The sequence below is a fragment of the Pseudomonas sp. B21-051 genome (genome assembly GCF_024748795.1).
GTDB lineage: Bacteria > Pseudomonadota > Gammaproteobacteria > Pseudomonadales > Pseudomonadaceae > Aquipseudomonas > Aquipseudomonas putida_A.
The window spans coordinates 2,114,630-2,140,180 of sequence record NZ_CP087166.1; the positions used below are offsets into that span (position 1 = coordinate 2,114,630).

The 25,551-nt window shown below is 62.1% G+C and carries 9 protein-coding genes; 3 read left to right on the plus strand and 6 right to left on the minus strand.

Translation table 11 applies throughout. The features are described 5' to 3' along the window. The first annotated feature begins 1 nt into the window (after position 1). Together LOY52_RS09620 and LOY52_RS09625 are read left to right on the plus strand one after the other, a co-directional pair. Positions 2 to 12,325: a non-ribosomal peptide synthase/polyketide synthase gene (locus tag LOY52_RS09620; protein ID WP_258679232.1), complete on the plus strand. Its 12,324-nt coding sequence runs from the start codon at positions 2 to 4 to the stop codon at positions 12,323 to 12,325. 73 nt (positions 12,326 to 12,398) lie between these two features. Next, positions 12,399 to 13,355, plus strand: coding sequence for an alpha/beta hydrolase (locus tag LOY52_RS09625; RefSeq protein ID WP_258679233.1), 957 nt, complete (start codon positions 12,399 to 12,401; stop codon positions 13,353 to 13,355). A gap of 857 nt (positions 13,356 to 14,212) precedes the next feature. Here LOY52_RS09625 and LOY52_RS09630 read toward each other — a convergent pair. From LOY52_RS09630 to pvdM, 5 genes are all read right to left on the minus strand, one after another. Beyond that, positions 14,213 to 16,693, minus strand: a complete 2,481-nt coding sequence (locus LOY52_RS09630) for a TonB-dependent receptor (RefSeq protein WP_258679234.1) — start codon at positions 16,691 to 16,693, stop codon at positions 14,213 to 14,215. A 115-nt stretch (positions 16,694 to 16,808) separates the two neighbouring features. Further along, complete coding sequence (locus LOY52_RS09635; protein WP_258679235.1) at positions 16,809 to 18,458, minus strand: cyclic peptide export ABC transporter; 1,650 nt, start codon at positions 18,456 to 18,458, stop codon at positions 16,809 to 16,811. Between the two features lie 109 nt (positions 18,459 to 18,567). After that, positions 18,568 to 19,455, minus strand: coding sequence for a formylglycine-generating enzyme family protein (locus LOY52_RS09640; protein ID WP_258679236.1), 888 nt, complete (start codon positions 19,453 to 19,455; stop codon positions 18,568 to 18,570). 37 nt (positions 19,456 to 19,492) lie between these two features. Further along, a complete protein-coding gene (locus LOY52_RS09645; RefSeq protein WP_258679237.1) occupies positions 19,493 to 20,779 on the minus strand; it encodes an aminotransferase class V-fold PLP-dependent enzyme in 1,287 nt (428 codons plus the stop codon). Then, positions 20,776 to 22,146, minus strand: a complete 1,371-nt coding sequence (pvdM, locus tag LOY52_RS09650) for a pyoverdine-tailoring dipeptidase-like protein PvdM (protein ID WP_123587734.1) — start codon at positions 22,144 to 22,146, stop codon at positions 20,776 to 20,778. Before pvdM ends, LOY52_RS09645 begins: the two co-directional genes overlap by 4 nt. A 207-nt stretch (positions 22,147 to 22,353) precedes the next feature. Between pvdM and LOY52_RS09655 the strand changes: the two genes are divergently transcribed. Continuing rightward, on the plus strand, positions 22,354 to 23,979 hold the full coding sequence (locus LOY52_RS09655) for a PvdJ/PvdD/PvdP-like protein (RefSeq protein WP_258679238.1): 1,626 nt from the start codon (positions 22,354 to 22,356) through the stop codon (positions 23,977 to 23,979). Between the two features lie 174 nt (positions 23,980 to 24,153). On the opposite strand, the gene LOY52_RS09660 is transcribed toward LOY52_RS09655, so the two are convergent. Next, complete coding sequence (locus LOY52_RS09660) at positions 24,154 to 25,548, minus strand: efflux transporter outer membrane subunit (RefSeq protein WP_258679239.1); 1,395 nt, start codon at positions 25,546 to 25,548, stop codon at positions 24,154 to 24,156. Positions 25,549 to 25,551: the final 3 nt, after the last annotated feature.

Here is a 25,551-nt window from a genome sequence, read left to right on the forward strand (position 1 = left end):
CGTGCAAGAGTTAATCGAGTCGGTAGGACAACTTTCGGCTAAGCAAAGAAAGGCTCTGGCGGTTCTGCTCAAGCAGAAAGGCGTCAACCTCTTTGACATTGCCCCGGTTTTCAAGCGCACGGCTGAAGAGCCGTTGCTGCTGTCCTACGCCCAGCAACGCCAGTGGTTTCTCTGGCAGTGGGCGCCGCACAGCGCGGCCTACAACATTCCGACGGCCCTGCGTTTGCAGGGGCCGCTGGATGTATCCGCGCTGGAGCGCAGCGTCCAGGCGCTGATCGAACGACACGAAACCTTGCGCACGGTGTTCACCCAGGAAACCGGACAACCCTTGCAAGTGGTCCTGCCCGCAGGCCCCTTTGCACTGGAGATCCAGCAACTGAGCGCTGAGTCGGCGAACGACCCTGAAGCGTCCATTCAGGCGTTCGTGCAGACCCAGAGCCATAAAACTTTCGACCTGGAGCACGGCCCGCTGTTGCGCGCGGCGTTGCTGCAGGTCACCCCGAATGACCATGTCCTGGTGCTGACCCTGCACCACATTGTTTCCGATGGCTGGTCGCTGCAAGTGATGATCGAGGAACTGGTGCAGCTGTACGCCGGTTTCAATCTCGGGCACGCCGCCGGTCTGCCGGCGCTGCCGATTCAATATGCCGATTACGCCCTGTGGCAGCGGCAGTGGATGGAGGCCGGTGAGCAAGAGCGGCAACTGGCGTACTGGCAAGAGAAGCTGGGCGGTGAGCAGCCGGTGCTGGAACTGCCGATGGATCGCCCGCGTTCCATCGAGCAAAGCTTTGCCGGGGCCAGTCACAACCTGATTCTCGACCCGGCGCTGAGCCATGCGCTCAAGGCGTTCGCCCGTCAGGAAAACGTGACGCTGTTCGTGGTGTTGCTGGCCTCGTTCCAAGCGTTGCTGCACCGCTACAGCGGGCAGGCCGACATCCGCGTCGGCGTGCCGGTGGCCAACCGTGGACGGGTGGAAATCGAGCGTCTGATCGGCTTCTTCGTCAATACTCAGGTGCTCAAGGCCGACATCGACGGGCAGATGCCGTTTGTCGATCTGCTGCGTCAGGTCAAACAGACCGCGCAGCAAGCCCAGGCCCATCAGGACTTGCCGTTCGAGCAACTGGTCGAAGCGCTGGAGCCGGGGCGCAGCCTGAGCCACAGCCCATTGTTCCAGGTGATGTTCAACCACCAGGCCGAACGCCGTGCGAGCGTCGAAACCCGCCTCAACGGCCTGAGCATCGAACCGCTGGAATGGCAAAGCCAGACCGCCCAGTTCGACTTGACCCTGAACACTACCGAGCAGGCCCACGGTATCGAAGCCGTGCTCAAGTACGCCACGGATCTGTTCGACGCCGCGACCATCGAGCGCCTGGGGCAACACTGGAATGCACTGTTGCGGGCGATCGTCGCCGAGCCGGGGCAGCGTATCGGGCAACTGCCGATGCTCGATGACAGCCAGCAACAACAATTGCTCGCGCAGTGGAATCCGGCACGGGTGGAACAAGCGGTCGAGCAGTGCATTCAGCAAGTCATCGAAGGCCAGGCTGAACGTCATCCTGAAGCGATCGCCGTGACCTTTGACGGGCAGCGTCTGACCTACGCCGAGCTCAATCGCCGTGCCAACCAGTGGGCGCATGTGCTGATCGACCGTGGCGTCGGCCCGGACGTGCGCGTCGGCGTTGCCGTCGAGCGTTCGCTGGACATGATCGTCGCCATCCTCGCGGTGCTGAAGGCCGGTGGCGCGTATGTGCCACTGGACCCGGGTTACCCGGATGACCGGCTGAGCTACATGATCGCGGACAGCGGCATCGAATTGCTGCTGACCCAGGGCCATCTGCTGGCGCAGTTGCCAGTGCCAGCGGGACTGACCTGTCTGGATCTGAACCAGCCAGTCGCAGGCAGCCGCGACAGCAATCCGGTGTGCCTGACCACACCGGACAATCTGGCCTACGTTATCTACACCTCGGGCTCCACCGGCAAACCGAAGGGCGCTTTGTTGCCGCACAGCAACGTCATTCGTCTGTTCAGTGCCACTGAACACTGGTTCGATTTCGGCCCGCAGGACAGCTGGACGCTGTTCCATTCCTACGCCTTCGACTTCTCGGTCTGGGAGATTTTCGGTGCGCTGCTCTACGGCGGCAAACTGGTGGTGGTGCCCCACGACGTCAGCCGTTCCCCGGAAGATTTCTACAGCCTGCTGTGCGATGAAAATGTCACCGTGCTGAACCAGACGCCCTCGGCATTCAAGCCGTTGATGCTGGTGGCCAGCGAGTCGTCGCGCTATAACGCCCTGCGTTACGTGGTGTTTGGCGGCGAGGCCCTCGAAGTGCAGAGCCTGCGACCGTGGTTCGAACGTTTCGGCGACCGCGCGCCAACGCTGATCAACATGTACGGCATCACCGAAACCACCGTGCACGTGACCTACCGGCCATTGTCGCTGGCTGATTTGCAGCAGAGCCACAGCAGCCCGATCGGCGAACCGATCGTCGACCTGTCGTGGTACTTGCTCGACAATTCACTGAACCTGGTGCCGCAAGGCTGCATCGGCGAGCTGTACATCGCCGGCGCCGGTCTGGCCCGTGGTTACCTTAATCAGGCCGGCATGAGCGCGACGCGGTTTGTTCCGGATCCGTTCAATCCGCAGGCGGGTCAACGCCTGTATCGCACCGGTGACCTGGCGCGGCTGCGCGGCGACGGTGTGATCGAATACATCGGCCGCATCGACCATCAGGTGAAGATCCGCGGTTTCCGAATCGAGCTGGGAGAAATCGAAGCGCAACTGCTCAAGCACCCCGAAGTGCGTGAAGCGGTGGTGCTGGCGGTCGATGGTCCCAGTGGTCAGCAACTGTCAGCCTGGATCGTCGCCAACGAGGCGCTGGATGCCGAAGGGCAGGGCGCACTGCGCGATTCGATCAAGGCACATTTGCGCGAGTCGCTGCCCGATTACATGATTCCGGTCAGTTGGGCGTTTCTTGAGCGTCTGCCGCTGACGGCCAACGGCAAACTTGATCGCAAGCAACTGCCGCAGCCGGACGTCGCCCTGGTGCAGGAAGCCTACGCCGCACCGCGCAACGAACTGGAGCAGCGTCTGGCCGATATCTGGCAGGACGTGTTGAAGGTCGAGCGCGTCGGCCTCAACGACAATTTCTTCGAGCTGGGCGGCGATTCGATCATTTCGATTCAGGTGGTCAGTCGCGCCCGTCAGGCGGGTATTCGCTTCACCCCCAAAGACATCTTCCAGCACCAGACCGTGCAGCGTCTGGCAACTGTCGCGCAACAGAGCGATGCGGTGCAGACGCAACAGGGCGAAGTGCTCGGCGATGCGGTTCTGACGCCGATTCAGCATTACTTCTTCAACAGTGCTATCCCGGCGCGGCATCACTGGAACCAGTCGATCCTGCTGACCCCGGCCACGGCGCTGCAAGCGGCGCCGCTGGAACAGGCGCTGCTGCACCTGCAACGGCACCACGACGCGCTGCGCCTGCGTTATCGCCAGACCGGCGATGGCTGGCAGCAGAGCCATGCGCCGGCGGATCAGGCGCAAGCGTTGCTGCGCACTGTCACGCTGGATGACAGTGCGGCATTGCCGGCGCTGTGTCTGGAGTTGCAGCGCAGTCTCGATCTGCTCGACGGCCCGCTGATGCGTGCGGCGCTGGTCGATCTGCCGGACGCCAGCCAGCGCTTGCTGCTGGTGATCCATCACCTGGTAGTCGATGGCGTGTCGTGGCGGATCCTGCTGGAAGATCTGCAAACCGCCTATCAACAACTGAGCGGCGGGCAGGCTGTGGTGCTGCCGGCCAAGACCAGCGCGTTCAAGGATTGGGGGCAGCGTCTGCAAGCCCATGCCCGCAGTGCGGCGCTGGACAGTCAACTCGACTACTGGCGCGGGCAGTTGCGCGACGTCTCGGTCGAGCTGCCGCTGGACAACCCGCAAGGCCAATTGAGCAATCGTTTCGAGCGCAGCGTCGACACCCGTCTGGATGCCGAACGTACCCGTCAGCTGTTGCAACAGGCCCCCTCGGTCTATCGCACCCAGGTCAACGATCTGCTGCTCACGGCACTGGCCCGTGTGCTGTGCCAGTGGACGAACACGGACAGCGCGCTGGTGCAACTTGAAGGTCACGGTCGTGAAGACCTGTTCGACGATGTCGACCTGAGCCGCACGGTGGGCTGGTTCACCAGCATGTTCCCGGTGCGCCTGACCCCTGGCGCCAGTCTCGAAGCGTCGATCAAGGGCATCAAGGAGCAACTGCGTGCAATCCCTGACAAAGGCATCGGTTATGGCTTGCTGCGTCATCTGGGCAGTGCCGAGGCACAGGCGGCGCTGAACGGGCTGGCGCATCCGAAAGTCACGTTCAATTACCTCGGCCAGTTCGACAACAACTTCGACGCCGACGCCCTGTGGGTGCCGGCTACCGAAGACAAGGGCGCCGGTCAGGATGAAAACGCGCCGATGGCCAACTGGCTGACCATCGACGGCCGGGTCTATCAGGGCCAGCTGAGCCTGACCTGGACCTACAGCGGCGACGTGTTCGAAGAGGCGACGATCAATGCGCTGGCTCGCGCTTATGAAGTGGCGCTGGGCGAGTTGATCGATCATTGCCTGAGCCAATCGAGCGGTGGTTTGACGCCGTCCGACGTGCCGCTGGCCGGGTTGTCCCAGGCGCATCTGGACAGCCTGCCGATCGCCGCTCAGCGCATCGAAGACATCTATCCGCTGGCGCCGATGCAGCAGGGCATTCTGTTTCACAGCCTGTACGACGCCGATGCCAGCGCCTACGTCTATCAGATGCTGCTGGACATCGACGGCCTCGATGTGGCGCGTTTCCAGCAAGCCTGGCAGCGGGTGGTGGATCGCCATGAAGTGCTGCGCGCCGGGTTCATCTGGGGCCGCGACGGTCTCGATGCACCGCTGCAAGTGATCAATCGGCAGTTGACCCTGGAGATGCCGGAAGTCGATGTGCGGGGTGTGGCGGATCTGCCGGCGGTGCTTGAGGCTCGGGCGCAGGCCGACCGCGAGCGCGGTTTTGATCTGCAGAATCCGCCGCTGTTGCGCCTGTGCCTGTTGCGCACTGCGGATGAACGTCATCGATTGATTTTCACCTGCCACCACATTCTGATGGACGGCTGGAGCAACTCGCGGATGTTCGGCGAGGTGTTGCAGGATTACGCCGGTCAGCCGGTGCCGGGTGCGCAGGGCCGCTACCGCGATTTTCTGGTCTGGCTGCAAGGTCAGGACAAAGCCGCCGCCCAGGATTTCTGGCGCGGGCAACTGGCTGCGCTGGAGGCGCCGACCCGCCTGGCTTCGGCCTGCCACGGTGCTACGGTGCCGGGGCCGGGCAAGCAAATGCATCGTCTGCATTTCGATGCGGCCTTCACCCGGCGCCTGAACGCGTTCTCGCGTCAGCAGCAAGTGACCCTCAACAGTCTGGTGCAAGCTGCGTGGCTGCTGGTGTTGCAGCGTTACACCGGGCAGGCCACGGTGGCCTTTGGCGCGACCGTGTCGGGGCGTCCGGTGGATCTGCCGGGCATCGAGCAGCAATTGGGGCTGTTCATCAACACCTTGCCGGTGATCGCCAGCCCGCAGGCGACCGTCAGCGTCGGTGACTGGGTGCGCAGCGTGCAGGACAAGAACCTGCTGCTGCGTGACTACGAGCAGACCCCGTTGCAGGACATCCAGCGTCTGGCCGAGCTGAGTGACGAAGCGCTGTTCGACACCTTGCTGGTGTTTGAAAACTACCCGGTTTCCGAAGCGCTGGAGGCCAATCCGGGTGGGTTGCGTTTTGGCGGGCTGGAACACCGCGAGCAAACCAACTACGGCCTGACCCTGATCGCCGGGGCCAGCGACGTGTTGAATCTGGACTTCAACTACCTCACCGAACACTTCGCCGAGCGCAGCGTGCTGGGCCTGGCGGCGCATCTGCAAGAGGTGCTGCGTCAGTTCCTCGAGGCGCCGCAACGTTGCCTGGGCGAGATTGGTCTGTTGCCGCTGGCCGAACGTCAGACCCTGGCGCAATGGAATGACAATCACGCCGCCTATGCAGAGCAACGCCTCATTTCGCAGAGTTTCGAAGCGCGGGTGGCGATGCATCCGCAAGCGCAGGCACTGAGTCATGCTGGTGCGGCTCTAAGCTATGCCGAACTCAACCAACGTGCCAACCAGTTGGCCCGTCATCTGCTGGCACTCGGGGTCGGCCCGGAAATCCGCGTGGGCGTGGCGATGCCGCGTTCGGCGGAACTGGTGATCGGCCTGATGGCGGTGCTCAAGGCCGGCGGCACTTATGTGCCGCTGGACCCGGATTATCCGGCAGATCGCGTCGCCTACATGCTCGACGACAGCCAGGCGAAAGTCCTGCTCACGCAACAGTCGCTACTGGCGCAATTGCCGCAGACCGATGCGCAAGTGGTGTTGGTCGAGGCGGGCGGTCAGGCGTTTGCCGGGCAGTCGCCGGACAATCTGCCGGCGCGGGGCGATAGCGCCAATCTGGCTTACGTGATCTACACCTCCGGTTCTACCGGCAAACCGAAAGGTGTGGCCATCGCTCATCGCAACGTGCAGGCGCTGATTCACTGGTCCGCCGAGGTCTACAGCGAAGACGACCTGCAAGGCGTGCTGGGCTCGACATCGGTGTGCTTCGACCTGTCGGTGTGGGAGATTTTTGTCACCCTCGCGCGTGGCGGTTCGCTCGTCATGGCGCGCAATGCGCTGGAACTGCCGGACTTGCCGGAGCGTGATCAGGTGCGCCTGATCAACACCGTGCCGTCGGCGATTGCCGCGCTGCAACGCGCCGGGCACATTCCGCCCGGCGTGCGCATCATCAACCTCGCCGGCGAGCCGCTGAAGCAGGGCCTGGTCGAAACGCTCTATGGCGAAACATCGGTGGCCCACGTCTATGACCTGTACGGGCCTTCGGAAGACACCACCTATTCGACCTGGACCCGCCGCGAGGCCGGTGGTCAGGCGAACATCGGCCGGCCGCTGCTCAACACCTCGGCGTACATGCTCGACGGCCAATTGCAGGCGGCACCGATTGGCGTGGCGGCCGAGCTGTATCTGGCCGGCGACGGCATCACCCGCGGCTATCTGTTCCGCCCGGGCCTGACCGCCGAACGTTTCGTCCCCAATCCGCTGTCAACCAGCGGCGAGCGCATGTATCGCACCGGCGACCTGACCCGCTTCACCGATGACGGCCGGATTGAATACGTCGGTCGCATCGACCATCAGGTCAAGGTGCGTGGTTTCCGCATCGAACTGGGTGAAATCGAAGCGCGTCTGCTGGCCCAGGACAGCGTGCGCGAAGGTGTGGTGCTGGCGGTGGATGGCCATAGCGGTCAGCAACTGGTGGCGTATGTGGTGCCGAGCGACAGCGGCCTGAGTCTCCAGGAGCAGGACGATCTGAGTGAAGCGTTGCAGTTTGCTCTGAAGGCGCACCTGCCGGACTACATGGTGCCTGCGCAGTGGCTGTTCCTAGAGCAGCTGCCACTGACACCGAACGGCAAACTCGATCGCAAGGCTTTACCCGCGCCGGACGCCAGCCAGGCGCAACGTGAATACGTGGCAGCCTCGACGCCGCTGGAGCAACAACTGGTCGAAGTCTGGCAGGACATTCTCAAGATCGAACGCGTCGGCGTCACCGATAACTTCTTCGCTCTTGGCGGCGATTCGATCATCTCGATTCAACTGGTCAGCCGTGCGCGCCAGCAGGGCATTCGTTTCACCCCGAAAGACCTGTTCCAGCAGCAGACCGTGCAGAAACTCGCGGCTGTGGTCTCGGTGGATGACGACTCGGCGGACGACACGGCAGTGGATTATCCATTGGCCCAACTGGATCAGGCGCAGCTCGACGCGCTGCCGGTACCGGCGCAGATGATCGAGGACGTTTACCCGCTGTCGCCCATGCAGGAAGGCATGCTTTTCCACACGCTGTCGGACAACGGCAGCAGCCTTTACGTCCAGCAGGTCAGCCTGCCGATCAAGGGTCTGGACGTAGAGCGCTTCCGTCAGGCGTGGGAATTCGTCATCGTCCGGCAGGCGATTCTGCGCACCAGTTTCCATTGGCAGGATGGCCTGGCGAAACCGTTGCAGGTGGTGCATCGCCACACTCCGTTGCAGATGCAGGTACTCGACTGGCGTGAGCGCGAAACCAGCGAAGAGCTGATTGCCCGGTTCGCCAGCGATGACCGCGCGCTCGGTTTTGATCTGGCCGAGGCGCGTTTGCAGCGGATAACCTTGCTGCGCCTGAGCGACGATCAATACCAGATGATCTGGACCAGCCACCATATCCTGATGGACGGCTGGAGCAGTTCGCGCCTGTTCGGCGAGGTTCTGCAGTATTACGCCAAGGGCGAAATCATCGGCGAGAACGGTCGTTACCGCGACTTCATCGCCTGGTTGCAAGCGCAGGATCAGGACGCTCAGGAGCTGTTCTGGAAGGCGCGTCTGGCTGTGGTCAACGAGCCGACGGCGCTGAGCCAGGCGATGCATCCGCGCCACAGCGCCGATGTTTCCGGTCACGATGCGATCTACTCGAACTGGGACAAGGCGCAAACCGAACAACTGCTGCAGTTCTGCCGCGACTTGCGCATCACCCCCAACACCTTGATTCAGGGCGCGTGGCTGCTGCTGTTGCAACGCTACACCGGGCAGCAGACAGTCACCTTCGGCGCTACGGTGTCGGGACGTCCGGAAAGTCTGGCGAATGTCGGCAACATGCTCGGCCTGTTCATCAACACCTTGCCGATCATTCAGACGCCGCAAGCGCATCAGCGCCTGGCCGACTGGCTCGGCGAAGTGCAGGCCTATAACCTCGACATCCGCGATTACTCCCAGGCGCCATTGGCCGATGTACAGCGCTGGTCCAACCTCGGCGGCCAGGCATTGTTCGACAGCATTGTGGTGTTCGAGAACTTCCCGATCGACGATCGCCTGCAAGAAGAAAACGACACCGAGCTGACCTTCGGCAAATCCATCGGCCACGGCGTGACCAACGTACCGATGGACCTCGCGGTGATGCTCGGTGACGAGTTGTCGATCGAATATCTGTATTTGCGCAGCCATTTCAGTGCCGAAGCGGTTCTGGGTATTCGCCAGACCATGGAAAACACCCTCGCGGCGATGATGGCAGCGCCGTACGAGCGCCTCGGCAACCTGCAGCGCCTGAGCCGCGAGCAATGGCAAGCGGCGCAGGCCTGGAGCGCCGAACCGGCGCACAACCATCAGGCAGCGTTGTTGCCGGAGTTGATCAGCCGCCACGCGCAACAACAGCCGCAGGCCATTGCCTTGCAATGCGCGGGGATGAGCCTGAGCTACGGCGAACTCGAGCAGCGCGCCAATCGTCTGGCTCACTGCCTGATCGAACAGGGTGCCGGCCCGGAAGTGGTGATCGGCGTCGCCTTGCCACGCTCGCTGGAGATGGTGGTCAGTTTCCTCGCCGTGCTCAAGAGCGGTGCGGCGTACGTGCCGCTGGACATCGAGTACCCGCCGGAGCGTCTGGCGTACATGATCGAAGATTCGGGCATGGCGCTGCTGCTGACCCAGAGCAGCCTGCGTGCGACGTTGCCGGCGCCACAGGGGTTGCTGCGTCTGGAAATCGATCACCTCGATGAAAGTCGCTATGCCGATCACGCCCCCGCCAGCCGCGTTCAGGAGCAGGGCCTGGCGTATCTGGTCTACACCTCCGGTTCCACCGGACGGCCAAAAGGCGTTGCGGTGACCCAAGGCCCGCTGAGCATGCACTGCCAGGCGATTGCCGAATTGTATGAAATGGATGCCAGCAGTTGCGAGCTGCACTTCATGTCGTTCGCTTTCGACGGCGCCCATGAGCGTTGGCTCAGCACCTTGTACAGCGGCGGTCGCCTGGTGATTCGCGACGGTTGCCTGTGGACACCGGAGCAGACCTACGAGGCGTTGCACGAATACGGCATCACTATTGCCTGCTTCCCGCCGGCCTACCTCAAGCAACTGGCCGAATACGCCGCCGCCAGTGGTATCGCGCCGCCACCGGTGCGCATCTATTGCTTTGGTGGTGACGCGGTGCCGGATCAGACGTTCGAGCAGGTGAAGGCGGCGCTACGCCCCGAGTACTTCACCAACGGCTATGGCCCGACGGAAACCGTGGTCACGCCGATGCTCTGGAAAGTCCCGGTGAGTCAGCATTGCGAAGCGGCGTATGCGCCGATCGGTCGCGCCGTAGGTGCGCGTTCACTGTACGTGCTGGATGAAGACCTGAACCCGTTGCCGCCAGGTTTTGCCGGCGAGTTGTACATCGGTGGCTATGGCGTCGCCCGCGGCTATCACGGGCGTCCCGATCTGACCTGCGAGCGCTTCGTGCCGAACCCGTTCGCGGCGGGTGAGCGTCTGTATCGCAGCGGCGACCTGGTGCGCCTGCGTGCGGACGGCGTGGTCGATTACGTCGGGCGCATCGACCATCAGGTCAAGGTGCGCGGCTTCCGTATCGAACTGGGTGAAGTCGAGGCGAGTCTGCGACAGTTGCCGGCGGTCACCGATGCACTGGTGATCGCCCGGGACAATGCGTCGGGCAAGCAGCTGATCGGTTACGTGGTGACCGAAGCCGGGCAGAACATAGGCGATGAACTCAAGGCCGGGCTGCGGGCGTCGTTGCCGGAATACATGGTACCGGCGCAGATCGTTTGCCTGGACGCGTTCCCGGTCACACCCAACGGCAAACTCGATCGCAAGGCGTTGCCGGAACCCGAGTTCAAAACCGAAGAATACGTCGCTCCGCGCAACGAGCAGGAAACCTTGCTCGCGCAAATCTGGGCTCAGGTGCTGCAGGTCGAGCAGGTAGGCATCTGCGACAACTTCTTCGAACTGGGCGGCGACTCGATTCTGAGCCTGCAAGTGATTTCCCGGGTGCGTAACCACCCGACGCTGAACATGGACCTCAAGCTGCGCGATCTGATGCGCTATCAGACCATCGCCGGCATCGTCGAACAGGACGTGGCGAAGGAGGGCGGCCAGCCACCGACGACGGACCTTACGCAGGTGGCAGCGGAGGGCACGTTCAACCTGCTGCCGATTCAGGAGTGGTTCTTTGCCGAGGACATGGCCGAGGCGCATCACTACAACCAGTCGCTGCTCCTGAGCGCGCGCCAGCCGCTGGATCTGGACGCGCTGGAGCAGGCGCTGGGCTGGATCGAAAAACATCACGACTCGTTGCGTCTGCGTTTCTCCCGCGAAGGCGGGCGCTGGGTGCAACGCTACTGTGAGCTCGATGAACAGGGCGAAGCGTTGCTCTGGCGTCGTGAAGCCGCGAACAGCGAGCAGGTCGAAACGCTGGCCAACCTCGCCCAGCGCAGCCTGAACCTCGACGTCGGGCCGGTCTGGCGAGTAATGCATGTGGCCATGCCCGAGGGGCAGGCGCGACTGCTGGTGGTGATCCATCACCTGGTGGTCGATACCGTGTCGTGGCGGATTCTGCTGGACGACTTGAAGGTCGCCTACGAAGCCTGCGTGCAAGGGCTGCAACCGCAGCTGCCGATTCGCACCAGCAGCTACCGTTCGTTTGCCGAAGCGTTGCAGGCCCAGGCGCCGGTGATTGCCGAGCAGGAACTGGACTGGTGGCTGGAGCAACTGGACCAGCCGGGTGTCGATCTGCCGTGCGACAACCCGCGCGGCAAAAACCTCGTGCGCCAGCAGGCGCAGGCACGACTCAAACTGTCACGCGAGCACACCGAGCAACTGCTCAAACAGGCACCGGCGGTGTACGGCACGCAGATCAACGATCTGCTGCTGTCGGCGCTCAGCCGCGCCTTGTGCCGCTGGAGTCAGCAGCCGTCGGCGCTGATCCTGCTCGAAGGGCATGGTCGCGAAGACCTGTTCGAGTCCATCGACCTGAGCCGCAGTCTGGGCTGGTTCACCAGTATGTTCCCGGTGCGTCTGCGTCCGGACAGCGAGGACATCGGCCGCTCGATCGTCAATGTGCAGGCGCAACTGGCGGCGATACCGCAGAAGGGCATCGGCTACGGCGTGTTGCGTCATCTGGCGGGGGCCGAGGTATCCCGGCAACTGGCGGGTCTGCCGCAGGCGCGCGTCACGTTCAACTACCTGGGGCAGTTCGACCAGAGTTTCGACGAGCAGGCATTGCTGGTGCCGGCACTGGAGGAGACCGGCGACAACTACAGCCTGAAGGCGAATCTGGGTAACTGGCTGGAAATTGTCGGCCAGGTCTATGACGGTCAGTTGGCCTTGCGCTGCATCTACAGCAGCCAGCGCTATCGCGCCGGCACCATGGATGCGTTGATGAACGATTACCAGCGCGAGTTGGAGGCGTTGATCGAGCATTGCATGGCACGCGCCGGCTGATCGCCGGGCACTCGGTAATTTTTGGGGCGTTGCCGAGGCGCGCCCCTTTTTTGCTTATACAAGGATCTTAGCGATGTCGTTACACCCTGATCTGGAAGCCTTTCTCGACCTGGCCCAAGACAGCCAGGACGCCGGCCTGCCGGCCATGCACCAGATGACTCCGAGCGAGGCCCGTGCCACCTTCGAGCAGACCACCGCACAACTGCGCTGGGTTGCGCCCGAAGATTTGTCGGTGACGCAGATCGACATGGCGGCCAGGGACGGCGCGCCTTTGGCGTTGCGACTGTATCGGCCGAACGGCGCCGTTACGTCGATGCCGGTACTGGTGTATTTCCACGGTGGCGGATTTGTCGTCGGCAGCCTCGACTCCCATGACGGTGTGTGCCGCGAGTTTTGCCAGCGCACGCCTTGTGCGGTTTTGTCGGTCGGTTATCGACTGGCGCCCGAGCATCGTTTTCCTGTGGCCCTGGAAGATGGCGAAGACGCTTTGTCGTGGCTGGCGGAAAACGCTGCGAGCCTCGGCCTCGACACCACGCGCGTAGCGTTCGGCGGCGACAGCGCCGGCGCCACACTGGCTACCGTGCTGGCGATACAGGCAGTCGTACAGCCGCAAACCGTAGCCATCGCGCCCAAGGCGCAGTTGCTGTGTTATCCGGTTACCGATGCTTCACGCACCCACGATTCGCGTCTGCTGTTCGGCGAAGGTTACTTGCTGGAAAACGAAACGCTGGACTGGTTCTATCAGCACTACGCGCGCAGCCCGCAAGACTGTCTGGACTGGCGTTTTTCACCGTTGCTGACAGAGGATCTGCGTGGTGTGGCACCGGCTATTGTGCTGTTGGCCGGGTTTGATCCGTTGCTGGATGAAGGGCAGGCTTATGTCGATAAATTGCGTGATCACGGGGTGAGTGTTGAACTCGAACATTGTCCGGGGTTGACGCATGATTTGCTGCGTATGGCTGCGGTCATGCCTGATGTGTTGCAGGTGCATGAAGATTTGAGCAGGGCGTTGGGGCGGTTGTTGGGGTGATGCTTTGGTTGGGGGGGATATCCGTTGCTGCGGTTACGGCCTCCTATGGTTCCGCCCTTACGGCGGGTCACTTTTTCCAGACGCCGAAAAAGTAACCAAAAAGGCTTTACCCTGACGTTCGGCCCTCGCCTGGGCTCGGGTTCCTTCGCTGCGGGATTCATCCGGGGGGCAGCGCCTACGGTTTGCTTCGCTGCACCTCCTCTCGCTGTGTTTGGCTGCGCCAAACGGTCGCTGCGCTCCCACCCCCGGATAAATCCCTCCACTCAGCCTGCCGACGGGCCTTGAGATCAAAAGCGGTACTCGAGCTAACGCTCATTGTGTTGAGTGGGGCGGCTGCGCCGCATGGGCAGCACGCAATCTGAACTGTAGGAGCCAGCCTGACAGCCGACCAATCTCTTACTGAATGCACCCAGTCTCATGTAGGAGCTGCCGAAGGCTGCGATCTTTTGATCTGGCTCTGGCTCTGGCTCTGGCTTTTGATGTGTCTTTTGATCTTTTGCCCCTTCGGCAGGCCGAGCGAAGGTGTCCATCCGGGGGTCAGGCGCGCAGCGCCATGCGGCGAAGCCGCATACATCGAGAGGAGGTGCAGCGAAGCAAACCGGAGGCGATGCCCCCGGATGGACACCGTAGCGAGGGAACACTGAGCCTCAGCGAAGTGCCGTACGCCGGGGGAAGCCTTTTTGGTTACTTTTTCGGCGTTTGGAAAAAGTGACCCGCCGTAAGGGCGGAACCGTAATCAGCAACCCCTCGCAGCAACGGATATGCCCCCAATCCCAATCCCCAATAATCCCAACCCCCCAACACCAGACAGACAAAAAAAACCCCGCCAAAGCGGGGCTTTCTCACAACCGAAGCAATCAGAAGACAGCCTTGACCGACATCACGAAATTACGCGGATCACCATAAAAGTTACCGAAACCTTCGGTACCAATGGTTGAGTAATAACGCTTGTCGAACAGGTTGTTACCGTTGAGCGCGACCGACCAGGTGTCGTCGATCTTGTAGCCGATGCGACCGTTCCACACCGCATACCCGGCACCGTTGATGTTGCCACCGCCAATCGGCGAGACGCGATAGTTGCCGCTCTGCGCGTTGACGCCGGCACCGACGGTGACGCGATCCAGCGGGCCGGTCAGGCTGTAGTCACCCCAGACACGCAACAGGTGACGTGGCACATAAGAGTTGTAGGCGGCGCCGTCCAGAGTGGTGTCGGCATCTTCCAGCACTTTGGTCTGGGTGTAGGTGTAGCCGGCCAACAGTTGCAGACGGTCAATCACTTCACCGCTGACTTCCGCTTCGAAGCCCTGAGCGCGGACCTTGCCGGAGTTGATCGAGCAAGAGCTGTCTTCGCAGCGCAGATCATCCTGGGCAGCATCTTTCTGAATGGTGCGGAACAGGCTGAAGGAGCTGTTCAGACGACCGTCGAACCACTCACCCTTGATCCCCAACTCGTAGCTCTGGCCGATCAATGGCTTGAGGGTGCTGCCATCGATGGTCTTGTAAGCGCCTTGCGGGGTGAAGATGTCGGTGTAACTGGCGTAGGCGGTCAGGTTGTCGTTGAGGTCGAACAGCAACCCGGCGAACGGCGTGACTTGCCCGGTTTCGGTGGACTTGGTGTTGACCGGTGTGCCTTCGCCGCGGAAGTACTGCACCGAGTCGGTGTCGGATTTGTACCAGCTCACACGGCTGCCCAGTACGAGGGTCAGCGGATCAGCCAGTTTGAAGCGGCCGATGGAGTAAGCGCCGTATTGCTTGATGTGCATGTCCACCGGGCCACCACGGGATGCATTGGCCAGGTAATAGCTTTCATCCGGTTGCGGGATGTGGTGGTTCGGATCCAGCACGTTCTGACGTTGTGGCAACGCGGCCACTGCGTAGAAGTCGTCCTTGTTCGAACGGCTGGCGTTTACGCCGACGGTCAGTTCATGTTGCTGGCCGAACGCGTCGAATTTGCCGTCAACGTAGGTATCGAAGCCGTAGTCGACCTGGTCGTAATCGTAAGTGCTGCCCAGCATCAAGGTGCTGGACGAAGTGGCGCCGACCGGCACGGCACCGCTCGGGAATGCGTATTCCATGTCCTGGGTGTTGCGCGAGTAGACGCCCGCAACCTTGAGCGACCAGTCGTCATTGAACTGGTGCTTGAGGTCAGTGAAGTAGGTGGCGCGTTTGCTGCGCTGGTTGTTCCAGGATGTGTTCAGGCAGGTCGAGCGCTTGAGGTGCAGGTCGGAGCCGTCGGCGTAACGTGGCAGGCCGCCCCAGCAAGGCGTGGCGTCGACGTCTTCCCAGGCGACGCCGACACCCAGGGTGGTGTCGGGGCTGAGGTCGAAGTCCAGGGCGCCGTAGTAGATCTGATCCTTGCGGCTGGCGACGTCATAGAAATATTGACGGGTCTGCTCAGTGACCACGGCGCGACCACGGATGGTGCCCGAGTCATTCAGCGGGCCGCCGGTATCGACCTGACCGCGATAGTTGTCCCAGGTGCCTGCCGACAGCGAGAGTTCAGTGTGGGCGGTATCGCCGCCGCGCTTGCGCACGAAGTTGACGCCACCGGCAGTGCCGCCGGCGCCTTTCATCATGCCGGCGGCGCCACGCAGTACTTCCACGCGGTCATAGATGGCCATGTCGCTGTTGAAGCTGTCGGCCTGCACGTAGCTGCTGCCGATATCCAGCGGCACGCCGTCGTACTGATACTGGCCGCTCATGCGGAAACCGCGGGAGTAGAAATACTTGCCGCCCATTGGCGAGTCGTAAACGGTGATGCCCGGGGTTTTCTCCATCACTTGTTCGATGGTGTTGAGGTTCTGGTCATCGAGCATCTTGCGCGTCATGACCGTGATCGACTGCGGTGTTTCTTTCAGCGAATGCGTGCCCTTGCCAATGGTCACGCCACCGGTGGTGTAGGAGTTGCTGCCTTCGGTGGTGGCGCTCATGCGTTGCGCGCTGACGTTGGTCGGCGCCAGTTCCATGGTATCGCCGGTGGCCGGGCCGAGCACGGTCACGGTGTTGCCGTCACGCTGATAGCGAATGCCGGTGCCTTTGAGTATCGCGTTAAGCGAATCATCACCCTGGTAGCGCCCGCTGAGCGCGCTGGAGCGCAGACCTTGCAGACTTTCCGGGCTGTAGATGATTTGCAGGCTGGTCTGTTGGCTGAGGGTTTGCAGGGCCTGTGCCAGTGGCTGGGCCGGAATGTTCAGTGTCCATTCCTGTGCCTGGACATGCGGGACGGCGGCGACGGTCAGTGCCAGACCGATGCCGGTGCCGGCCAGTCGCGAACGTGTGACGCCCTGCATCAGCAAGGCTCGAGTCAGGGGGCGAAGCATGAAACGGGATGCGGACATGAGGTTAAGACCTTGGCAGGTATAGTTGTTAATGGTTCTTATTCATCTCATTAAGACGAGGAAGCCGCGGCAAACCGGAAAACTATTTTTCCGGCCTGGCCGCGGCCCCCGTGTTTCAAGCGCTCTGCAGTTCGCTTTTGACCTTTCCGGCCTCCATGCGCACCAGTTGGTCGGCAACGTCGAAGTAACGATCATCGTGGGAAATCACGATGATGGTCTTGCCCAGGCGTTTGAGGTCGGGCAGCAACTCGGTGTAGAAAATCCGCCGGAACGTCGGATCCTGATCCGCCGCCCACTCATCGAACACCAGCACCGGGCGCTCTTCGAGCCAGGCGTTGACCAGCGCCAGGCGTTTGCGCTGGCCGGTGGACAGATCGGTGGTGCTGAAGGCACCGTCGCGCACGCTGACCTTGTGCGCAATTTCCAGGCGTTCGAGGTAACGGGTGGCGTCCTGCGGCACCTGACGGTCGCCCTGGATCAGGTCGTCGAACAGGTAGTAGTCGGCAAAGATCGTGGTGAAGTTCTGTCGGTAGTCATCGCGGTTGAGCGCGGTGATTGCTTGATCGTTGACGCGGATTTCGCCTTCGGTCGGTGCGTACAGGCCGAGCAGCAATTTGATCAGCGTGGTTTTGCCACAACCGTTTTCGCCGACGATGAACACGATGTCGCCTTGTTCGATGCGCAGGTTGACCGGCCCCAGACGGAACGGTTCGCTGCCTTCCACCGCCGGGAACGCGTAGCGCACGTTGCGCAGCTCCAGGCTATTGACGGCTGCCGCTTTGCTGCCCGTGTCTTCCAGTAGCAGGTGCGGTTCCGGCGAGGAAAACTGTTCGCTCAGCTCGGCAATCCGGCGGAACGCAATCTGCGCACGGCTGATGATCGGCAAGGTGCTGACCAGATGCTCCAGCGGGCCTTTCATGTACAGCAGCACCAGCACAAAGCCACTCATGACCGCTTTGTCGCCGCTCGGCCAGAAGGATTGCAGCGCCAGAGCCATGCCGATGACCACGAAGAACAGCATCGAGCCGAACGACTTGGCGATCACGAAGGTGTTGATGGATTTGATCTGGGTGTCGCAGATCTTTTCTGCGGTTTTCTGAATGCCGGCGACAAACATGCGCTGGCGCCGCGGGCGGTGGATACGCAGCTCCTTGGCCCCTTCGGCAATCGCGTTGTAGTGCTTTTGCAGTTCGTCTTCGGAGTCGCGTGCGGCGTAAAACCCGCGCATGCCCTTGGCCCGGGCAATCGCCTGAATCGTGGTACCGATGGCGATGGCCACCAGCATCATCAGGAACATCGGCCAGGACAACATCGCCAGGTAACCGAGGCAGCCAAGGGTGACGGTCATGGAGATCGCCAGCGGCGCAAAGGCGAAGGCGAAGTCGCTGATGGTGTCGACGTCGTGGGTCAGCACCGGGATCAAGCGGTGACTGCGATAGCGTTCGATCTGGTCGATTGGCGCCGACAGCACTTTCTCCCCCAGTTCCTTGCGCAGCCTGGCAATGATGTGCTGGCCGACATAGTTGGTGCCGATGTCCGACAGAATTGTCGTCAGCAACGCCACGACGCAGAGGCCGGCGAAGATCATGACTACCGTGCGGGTCAGGCCGTCATCGGAGTGCAAGGCATTGTTGATGGTTGCCAGCAGCACGGTGACGCTCAGGCCACCGATCATGCCGAGCACGATGGACACAGAGACGATCAGGCGGAAGGGCTTGAGCAGGGCGAACAATTCGTTGATCGCCCCACGCGTAGGCTTGGTCATGGAGGATTCCTGCTTCGGTGCGGAGGGAGTGCCGGTACTTAAGGAAAACGAATGGTCACGGAGTTTCTTTAAACGACCGCAGACGGGGCTGCGGTCGTGGCGGCAGGAATCAGAGGTCGCGCACTACGCGGAAGCCGAGCCAGTCGCCCTTGCTGGTCGGCCAGCTGCTGTTACGGTTGCCGGAGCGGGAGAACACCGGCGCTTCGCCCCAGTCGTTGCCGCGCATGACCTGGCGTTCACAGTTTTCCCGCACCCATGGACGACCGTCGTCGGGTACTCCGGAATAGTCCTTGTGATAGCAATCGGCGGTCCACTCATAGACGTTGCCGTGGGCGTCGTAGACGCCGAAAGCGTTGGCCGGAAAGGTCCCGGCCGGCGAGGTGAAGTTGTAGCCATCGGCTGCGCCATAGGTGTTGGCGTGTTTGGAGATCTGGTAGTTGTTGCCTTCATCGAACGGGAACGGGAAGGGCCCGGTGCTGCCGCCACGGGCGGCGTATTCGCGGATCGATTCGCTTTGCAGGCGATAGCTTTGGCCGGTCTTTTTCGACAGCCAGTCGATATAGCCTTGGGCTTCGGCGACGTTCATGCACACCGCCGGGTCGCGCGCGGTCTGCTTGAACTCCGGTTTGCCAGCGGTGCAGCGGCGACCCGGACGATCATCGAAGTCGTAGGGCTTGTTGCCGGTTTCGCGCACATACGCGTCCCATTCGCCGACCAGTACCTGGAAACGGCTGATGGCGAACGGTTTGTTGAAGGTCACCACGTGGCGCGGACCTTCATCCGGCTCGCGGCCGACTTCGTCCTCCGGGGTGCCCATGGTGAAGCTGCCAGTGGGCAGTACCACCATTTCCGGACAGTCCTTGCAGTCCTTGAACACTTTGCCCGGAGCAGGCGGGGTCGCAGCCTGTGCGGCGCCGGGCAACAGACCCGCGCAGAGCGCGGTCAGCGCCAGTGCGGGGAGGGCCTTGAAGGCGTATGAGGCGTGGGGCTTTTTCATGAGTCGTCTCTGTGAAAGGAAAACCGGGGTCGAGCGCTCAGGCGCGCAGTTTTTTGCCGAGGATGTCCATGAACCGGTCGACTTCGGCTTCGCTGTTGAGCAGCCCGGGTGCGGTGCGGATCACCGGGCCGACATCGCGGCTGACGGCGTCGCAGATCACCCGTTGGTTCATCAGGTAGGCGGCGACGTCGTCGCAGTCCTGGCCCTTGATCCGGAAGAACGTGAAACCGGCGGAAAACTGCGGATCGAACGGGGTCACCAGTTCGATGTTGGCGTGTTCCCGCAAGCGCTCTTTCAGATAGCTGTTGAGCTGATGAATGCGTGTCTGAACGTCGGCCTTGCCCAGTTGCAGATGCAGTTTGAAGGCCTCGTCCAGTGCCCAGCGGTGTTCGAAGGCGTGGTAGCCGCCCGGGCTCATGGTGGTGGCAAACGTCGTCGCTTCGGAGAACGTCGGCACGCTCGGGCTGACGTATTTCACTTCCTCACTGCGGCTGCAGACGATGCCGGTGCCGCGCGGGCCGAACATCCACTTGTGGGTACCGGCAATGAAAAAGTCGCAGTTCATCTGCGGGAAACTCAGATCATCGACGCCGAAGCCGTGCACACCGTCGACCACGTAAATCAATCGGTCCTGATCTTCGCGCTGACGGTTGTGTTCATCGACCAGCCTTGAAATCTCGTCGATCGGCAACTTCACGCCACTGCCCGAATGCACCCAGGTCATCCCCAGCACGCGGGTTTCAGGACGGATGTTGCGGTTGATGGTGTCGAGCACCTGATCCAGCGAAACGCTTTGCGGGGTTTCGAACAGCTTGAGTTTTCGCACCCGGGTGCCATCGCGGCGGGAGCGGAAATCGAGGATGTTGCGGGTCGAATAGTGCTCGTGCTCGGTGGTGAGGATTTCCTGATCCGGGCGCACGTGCACGCCACCGTAAATCATCGCCAGGCCTTCGGTGGTGCTGCCGGTGAGGGCGATCTGGCCCGGTTTGGCCTGCAGGTATTTGCCGGCCCAGACCCGCACATTGTCTTCGCGCTTTTCGGTGACGCCGAAATCCCAGTCCATGGCCAGCCCCGGGTTCAGATCCAGCGCTGCACGATGGTGGGCGATGGCCTCGCGCACGGGTTTGGGATGGGAGGTGACCAGAAAGTTGGCGAAGTGAATCGCCTGCGGATCCTGCTCGAACAACTGGCGCAGCTGCGTCCATTTGCTCCCGGAAGGCACGGCGGCGGGCGGGGCCATTGCTGGCGCAGCGAGCGTTGTGCCAAACGGCAGGGCGGCGGCAACCACGCCTGCCTGTTTCAGAAACGTGCGACGGTCGGTCATGGCTGGGCGCTGTCCTGGCGGGAGATCAACGCCGGTTTGGCCGCTTTCTGCACCTGATCCCAGACGCGCATGAAGTTGCCGCCCCACAGTTTGGCGATGTCGGCTTCGGAGTAACCACGCTGGATCAGTTCGGCGGTGACGTTGCGGATTTCACCGACGTTTTCCCAGCCCTTGATGCCGCCGCCGTCGTTGAAGTCCGACGAGATACCGACATGGTCGATGCCGATTTTTCGCACGGTGTAATCGATGGCATCACCGAGGTCCTTGAGGGTCGCTTTCGGTTCTTCTTCAAGGATCGCGTAGAGGCCGCTGGCGTACTGGCCGAGTTTCTGTTCGGACCAGGCGGTGATGATCGGATCGCCCGGCATCAGCGCCATGGCCAGGTTCGGCAACGGTGGCAGGTCGAAGCGCGCGCGCAGTGCGTTGAGTTTGTCCTGAGTGCCTTGGGTCAGCGGTTTGAGGTATTGCGAGAACCCGACCACCTGCACCACGCCGCCACTGTTCTTGATCAGTTGCAATTCCTTGTCGCTGAGGTTGCGCGGAATATCCACCGCTGCCCGTGGCGCCGAGTGCGAAGCCACCAGCGGTGTACGGCTCAGTTGCGCGACCTGTTCCAGGCCCTTGGTCGACATCTGCGAGACGTCGATGATCACGCCCAGATCGTTTAAACGGTGCACCGCTTGCTTGCCGATGTCCGAGAGACCGTCGAGGGCATCGGGCGAATCATTGAAAAACGGCAGCGGGCGCGACGAGTCGGCCCAGCTGTTGTTGCCGATGTAGCTGAAGCCGAACATGCGCATGCCGCGCCCGGCCCACAAGTCCAGTTTGCTCAGATCGTTGCCCAGCGGGTAGGCGTTGAGCATGCTGATGAAAATCGCAAACTTGCCTTCGCCATGCAGGCGGCGGAAATCATCCGGGGTGTAGGCGATGCCAACCTGATTGGGAAAGTCGCGGACCATCCCGGAAATGATTTTGTAGCGCACTTCCTGTTGGTTGCGCGCTTCTTCGACAAAGCCCTCGGTCGGGCGATGCGGCGCATTCGGGCCGTTCCACATTTCCGGCCAGCCAAACACGGTCAGCGCCGCGCCGGACAAGCGACCGCGATTGGCCTTGATCAGGTCGAACTGGCCCGAGCCGTCCTTGTCGGCTTCGTTGCCGTGCGCGCCGAAACTCAGGGGCACGGTGATGTGGCTGTCGAACGAGAGGATGCGATCCTGCAGCTCGGTTGCCTGCTTCATCACTTTGACCGGATAGCCGGGGTTGTCCCGAAACCAGTAATCCCAAGCCAGAAATCCTGCGCCGGCGCTGATCGCCAAGGCCAGCGGCAGGCCGATAAATAGAGCCTTTTTCGAACGCGGTTTTGTCATTGCCATCTCATTCAGGTTCGCCGTCGAGGTGCAGGCGCAGGGGCCCTTGCTATCTGGGAGGAACGAGTGACCGGACGGCTAATTTAGTGGCGCGAGTGAAAAGCGCTCGCGGCGCGTCGCGATCTTTTGCCGGCGCCATAAATTTCCTCGACGAGCAAACGTTCTAGCTTGGATAAAGCCTGCTTCATGGCTGACACAGGTAGGGCAATGACGATCTCTCGACGCTGGTTCATGGCGGGCATGGCACTTACGGGCGCCGCGCTGCCTGCCGCTTTTTATGCACATCGTGAGCTGACCCGTGAGGAGTTTCCGATCACACCGGGAGAGGCCACAGTGGATCTGGCCGACACGGCCGGTCAGCAGTTGGCGGACAACCTGCGCGGCGTGTGGGATATCCGTTTCAGCGGAGCCGCCGCAGGGCTGGATGGCCTGCCACACGAAGGTCTGGAATTGTTTCTCGACATTGCCCGTCGTGGCCGCGGCTTGCGCGGATTCCTCGATACCGGGGCCAGTCTGCGTTCTGACGCGCCGGCGCGCTATCAGGTGATTGGCGATCTGGCGCCGGGTAATGGCGCCGAGATGTACTGGCGGCTGCTGCGCACCGATGCGCCGCAAGCGCCGCCGGTCTATGAATTCAAAGTCAAACTGGATGAAGTCTGGGCGGCTTTCGGCAATGCCGGTAGCGGCACGCTTACCGGGCAGGTGTTGCGCCTGGATCGACCGTTGGGCTTGCCCGAACTCGACAACCATTTCATCGCCATCAAGCGACGCTTTCCCGAGGCTCGCGAGCGCACTGGATTGAACCCGACACTGTTGGCGTGGCTGGTCGCTCCGGAACATCGCCTGTTCCACCAGCTCTGGCATGCGACCCGGGACAAGTGGCACAAACTCTCGGAGAAAAAGCGCGAGGCCCTGCGCGGAATCGGCTGGCAACCCGGGCCGCGCGACAAGGAACGGGATGCCCGCGGGCCACGCAAGGATCGCAATGGTTCGGGCATCGACTTCTTCTTCATGCACCGGCACATGCTGGGCAAGGCCCGCTCGATGCAGGACTTGCCGTCGTGGCCGGCGTTCCCCATGCCGCAACCGGAACTGGAACGCGACCGTCAGGGCTTCGCCCGCTACTTCGACAACCACGACGGCAACGCCTTGCCGCCGACCTGGGTGACCGACGGCGATGACGAGTACACCCAGTGGGTCAGCGACATCAAAGCGGCCGAGACTTACCACAGCAATTTCCAGGTCTGGGAATCGCAGTACCGCGACCCGCGATACTTGTCGAAACTTACCCTTGGTCAGTTCGGCTCAGAAGTAGAGCTGGGCCTGCACGATTGGTTGCATATGCGCTGGGCGTCGGTGGCACGCGACCCGTCCAACGATATTCCGGTGCCGATGGCGCGCGATCAGGCGGATTTTGCCGCGCGTTGGTACGCCCCGGAAAACGACTTTCTCGGCGACCCGTTTTCCTCCCATGTGAACCCGGTGTTCTGGCGTTTTCACGGCTGGATCGATGATCGCCTCGAAGACTGGTTCCGCGCCCATGAGCGTTTTCATCCGGGCGAAGTCAGTCGTCTTGAGGTCAATGGCGTGCCGTGGTTTGCCCCGGGACGCTGGGTTGAAGTCGACGACCCGTGGCTGGGGCCGGACACCCATGGCTGCAGTACCGTGCCGGGGCTGCAAATCGGTCGATCGGTGGAGATGGATCCGGAAACCATGAAACTGGCGCTGCGCATCACCTTTGGCGATGAAGACAATATGGCCGACCTGTTCCGCAAGGTGCCGCAGCGACCGTGGTACGCGCGGCATCTGAAAGTGAAAGGGCGGCAACTCTGAGCGCAAAAAAAATCGCAGCCTGGTGCTGCGATTTTTTTTGCCTAGGGATCTTGGTTGCCTGACCTGGCGCCTTCGCGAGCAGGCTCGCTCCCACAGGGGACTTTGTAAACGACGCAGATCCAATGTGGGAGCGAGCCTGCTCGCGAAGGCGTCGGGACAGTCGATAAGGGACGGTCAGATGACTTGCCAGCCGCCGCCCAATGCCTTGTACAAGGCAATGCTGGCCTGCAAACGCGACAGGCGCAGTTGCACGTTCATGTCCTGCGCCGCGTACAGCGTGCGCTGGGTTTGCAGTACGGTGAGCAAGTCTTCGGCACCGGCCTGATAGCGACTTTGGGCAATGTCGAAAGCGGTTTGCGCCTGGCTCAGTTCCTCGCCTTGCCATTGCCGTTGTTCGTCGAGACCGCGAATGTTGCTGAGGGCTTTTTCGACGTCGGCGAAACCATTGATGATTGCCCCGCGGTACGTCTCCAGCAGTTCGTCCTGACGAGCCTTGGCCTTGTCGCGTTCGGCGCTCAGGCGACCATTGTTGAAGATCGGTGCGGTCAGCCCGGATGACAGGTTGTAGAATGTCGTGCGCAGCAGATCCGCCGCCAGATCGGCGCCGGTGCCGAGGCTGGCGGTGAGGGTGACTTTAGGTAGCATGGCCGCCCGGGCCACGGTGACATCGGCCTGTGCGGCCGCGAGTCTGGCTTCGGCGCTGGCGATGTCCGGGCGCCGGCTCAGCAGATCGCTGGGCACGCCACTGGCGATGTTCGGCCACTGCAATTGTTCGAATGACTGTTGAGGTGACGACAGCGTCTGCACCGGTTGGCCGAGCAGGGCGGCGAGGCTGATCAGTGCTTCGCGTGCCTGTTGCTGCACCAACGGCAATTTGCGTTGTTGTTCGGCCACCAGACTTTTCTGCTGGGCCAGTTCCAGCGCGGTGGCGCTACCGGCGTCGAAGCGGGTTTGCACCAGGTGCAATACGTTTTGCGCGTTGGCCAGATTGAGTCCGGCGATGCGCGCCTGCTCACGCAAAGCGAGGGCCTGGGTGTAGCTGGTGGCAACGCCGCTTTGCAGGGTCAGTTCGACGGTGGCGCGATCGAATTCGCTGGCCTGCACGCCGAACACGGCGCTGTCGCGAGCGGCGCGTTTGCCGCCCCAGAAATCGATTTCGTAACTGGCGCTCAGCTCCGCGTCGTAGTAATCCAGCGAACGCTTGTCCGGGTTCACGTCCAGTTGGCTGTAGCCCTTACCGTGCAATAGTTTCTGCCGATTGGCATTCAGTCCGGCCTTGAGTTCCGGCAGCAGCGGGGCGCCAGCAATCGTCGCGCTGGCCTGCGCCTGCCTGACCCGGGCCACCGCGGCGCCGAGGTCATGGCTGCCCAGGCGCGCCTGTTCGACCAGTCGATCGAGTTCGGGGCTGCCGAACAGCTTCCACCATTGGCGATTGCTCTGCACCGCACCGGGATGATCCGGTGACTGCCAGGCGGGCGGTGGCTGCACGCCGCTGTCGGGGCGTGGCGCAGGGCTGCTGCAGGCCGCCAGCATCAGGCTGGCGGCGAGGAGGGTCAGTGGCGCTTTCATAGA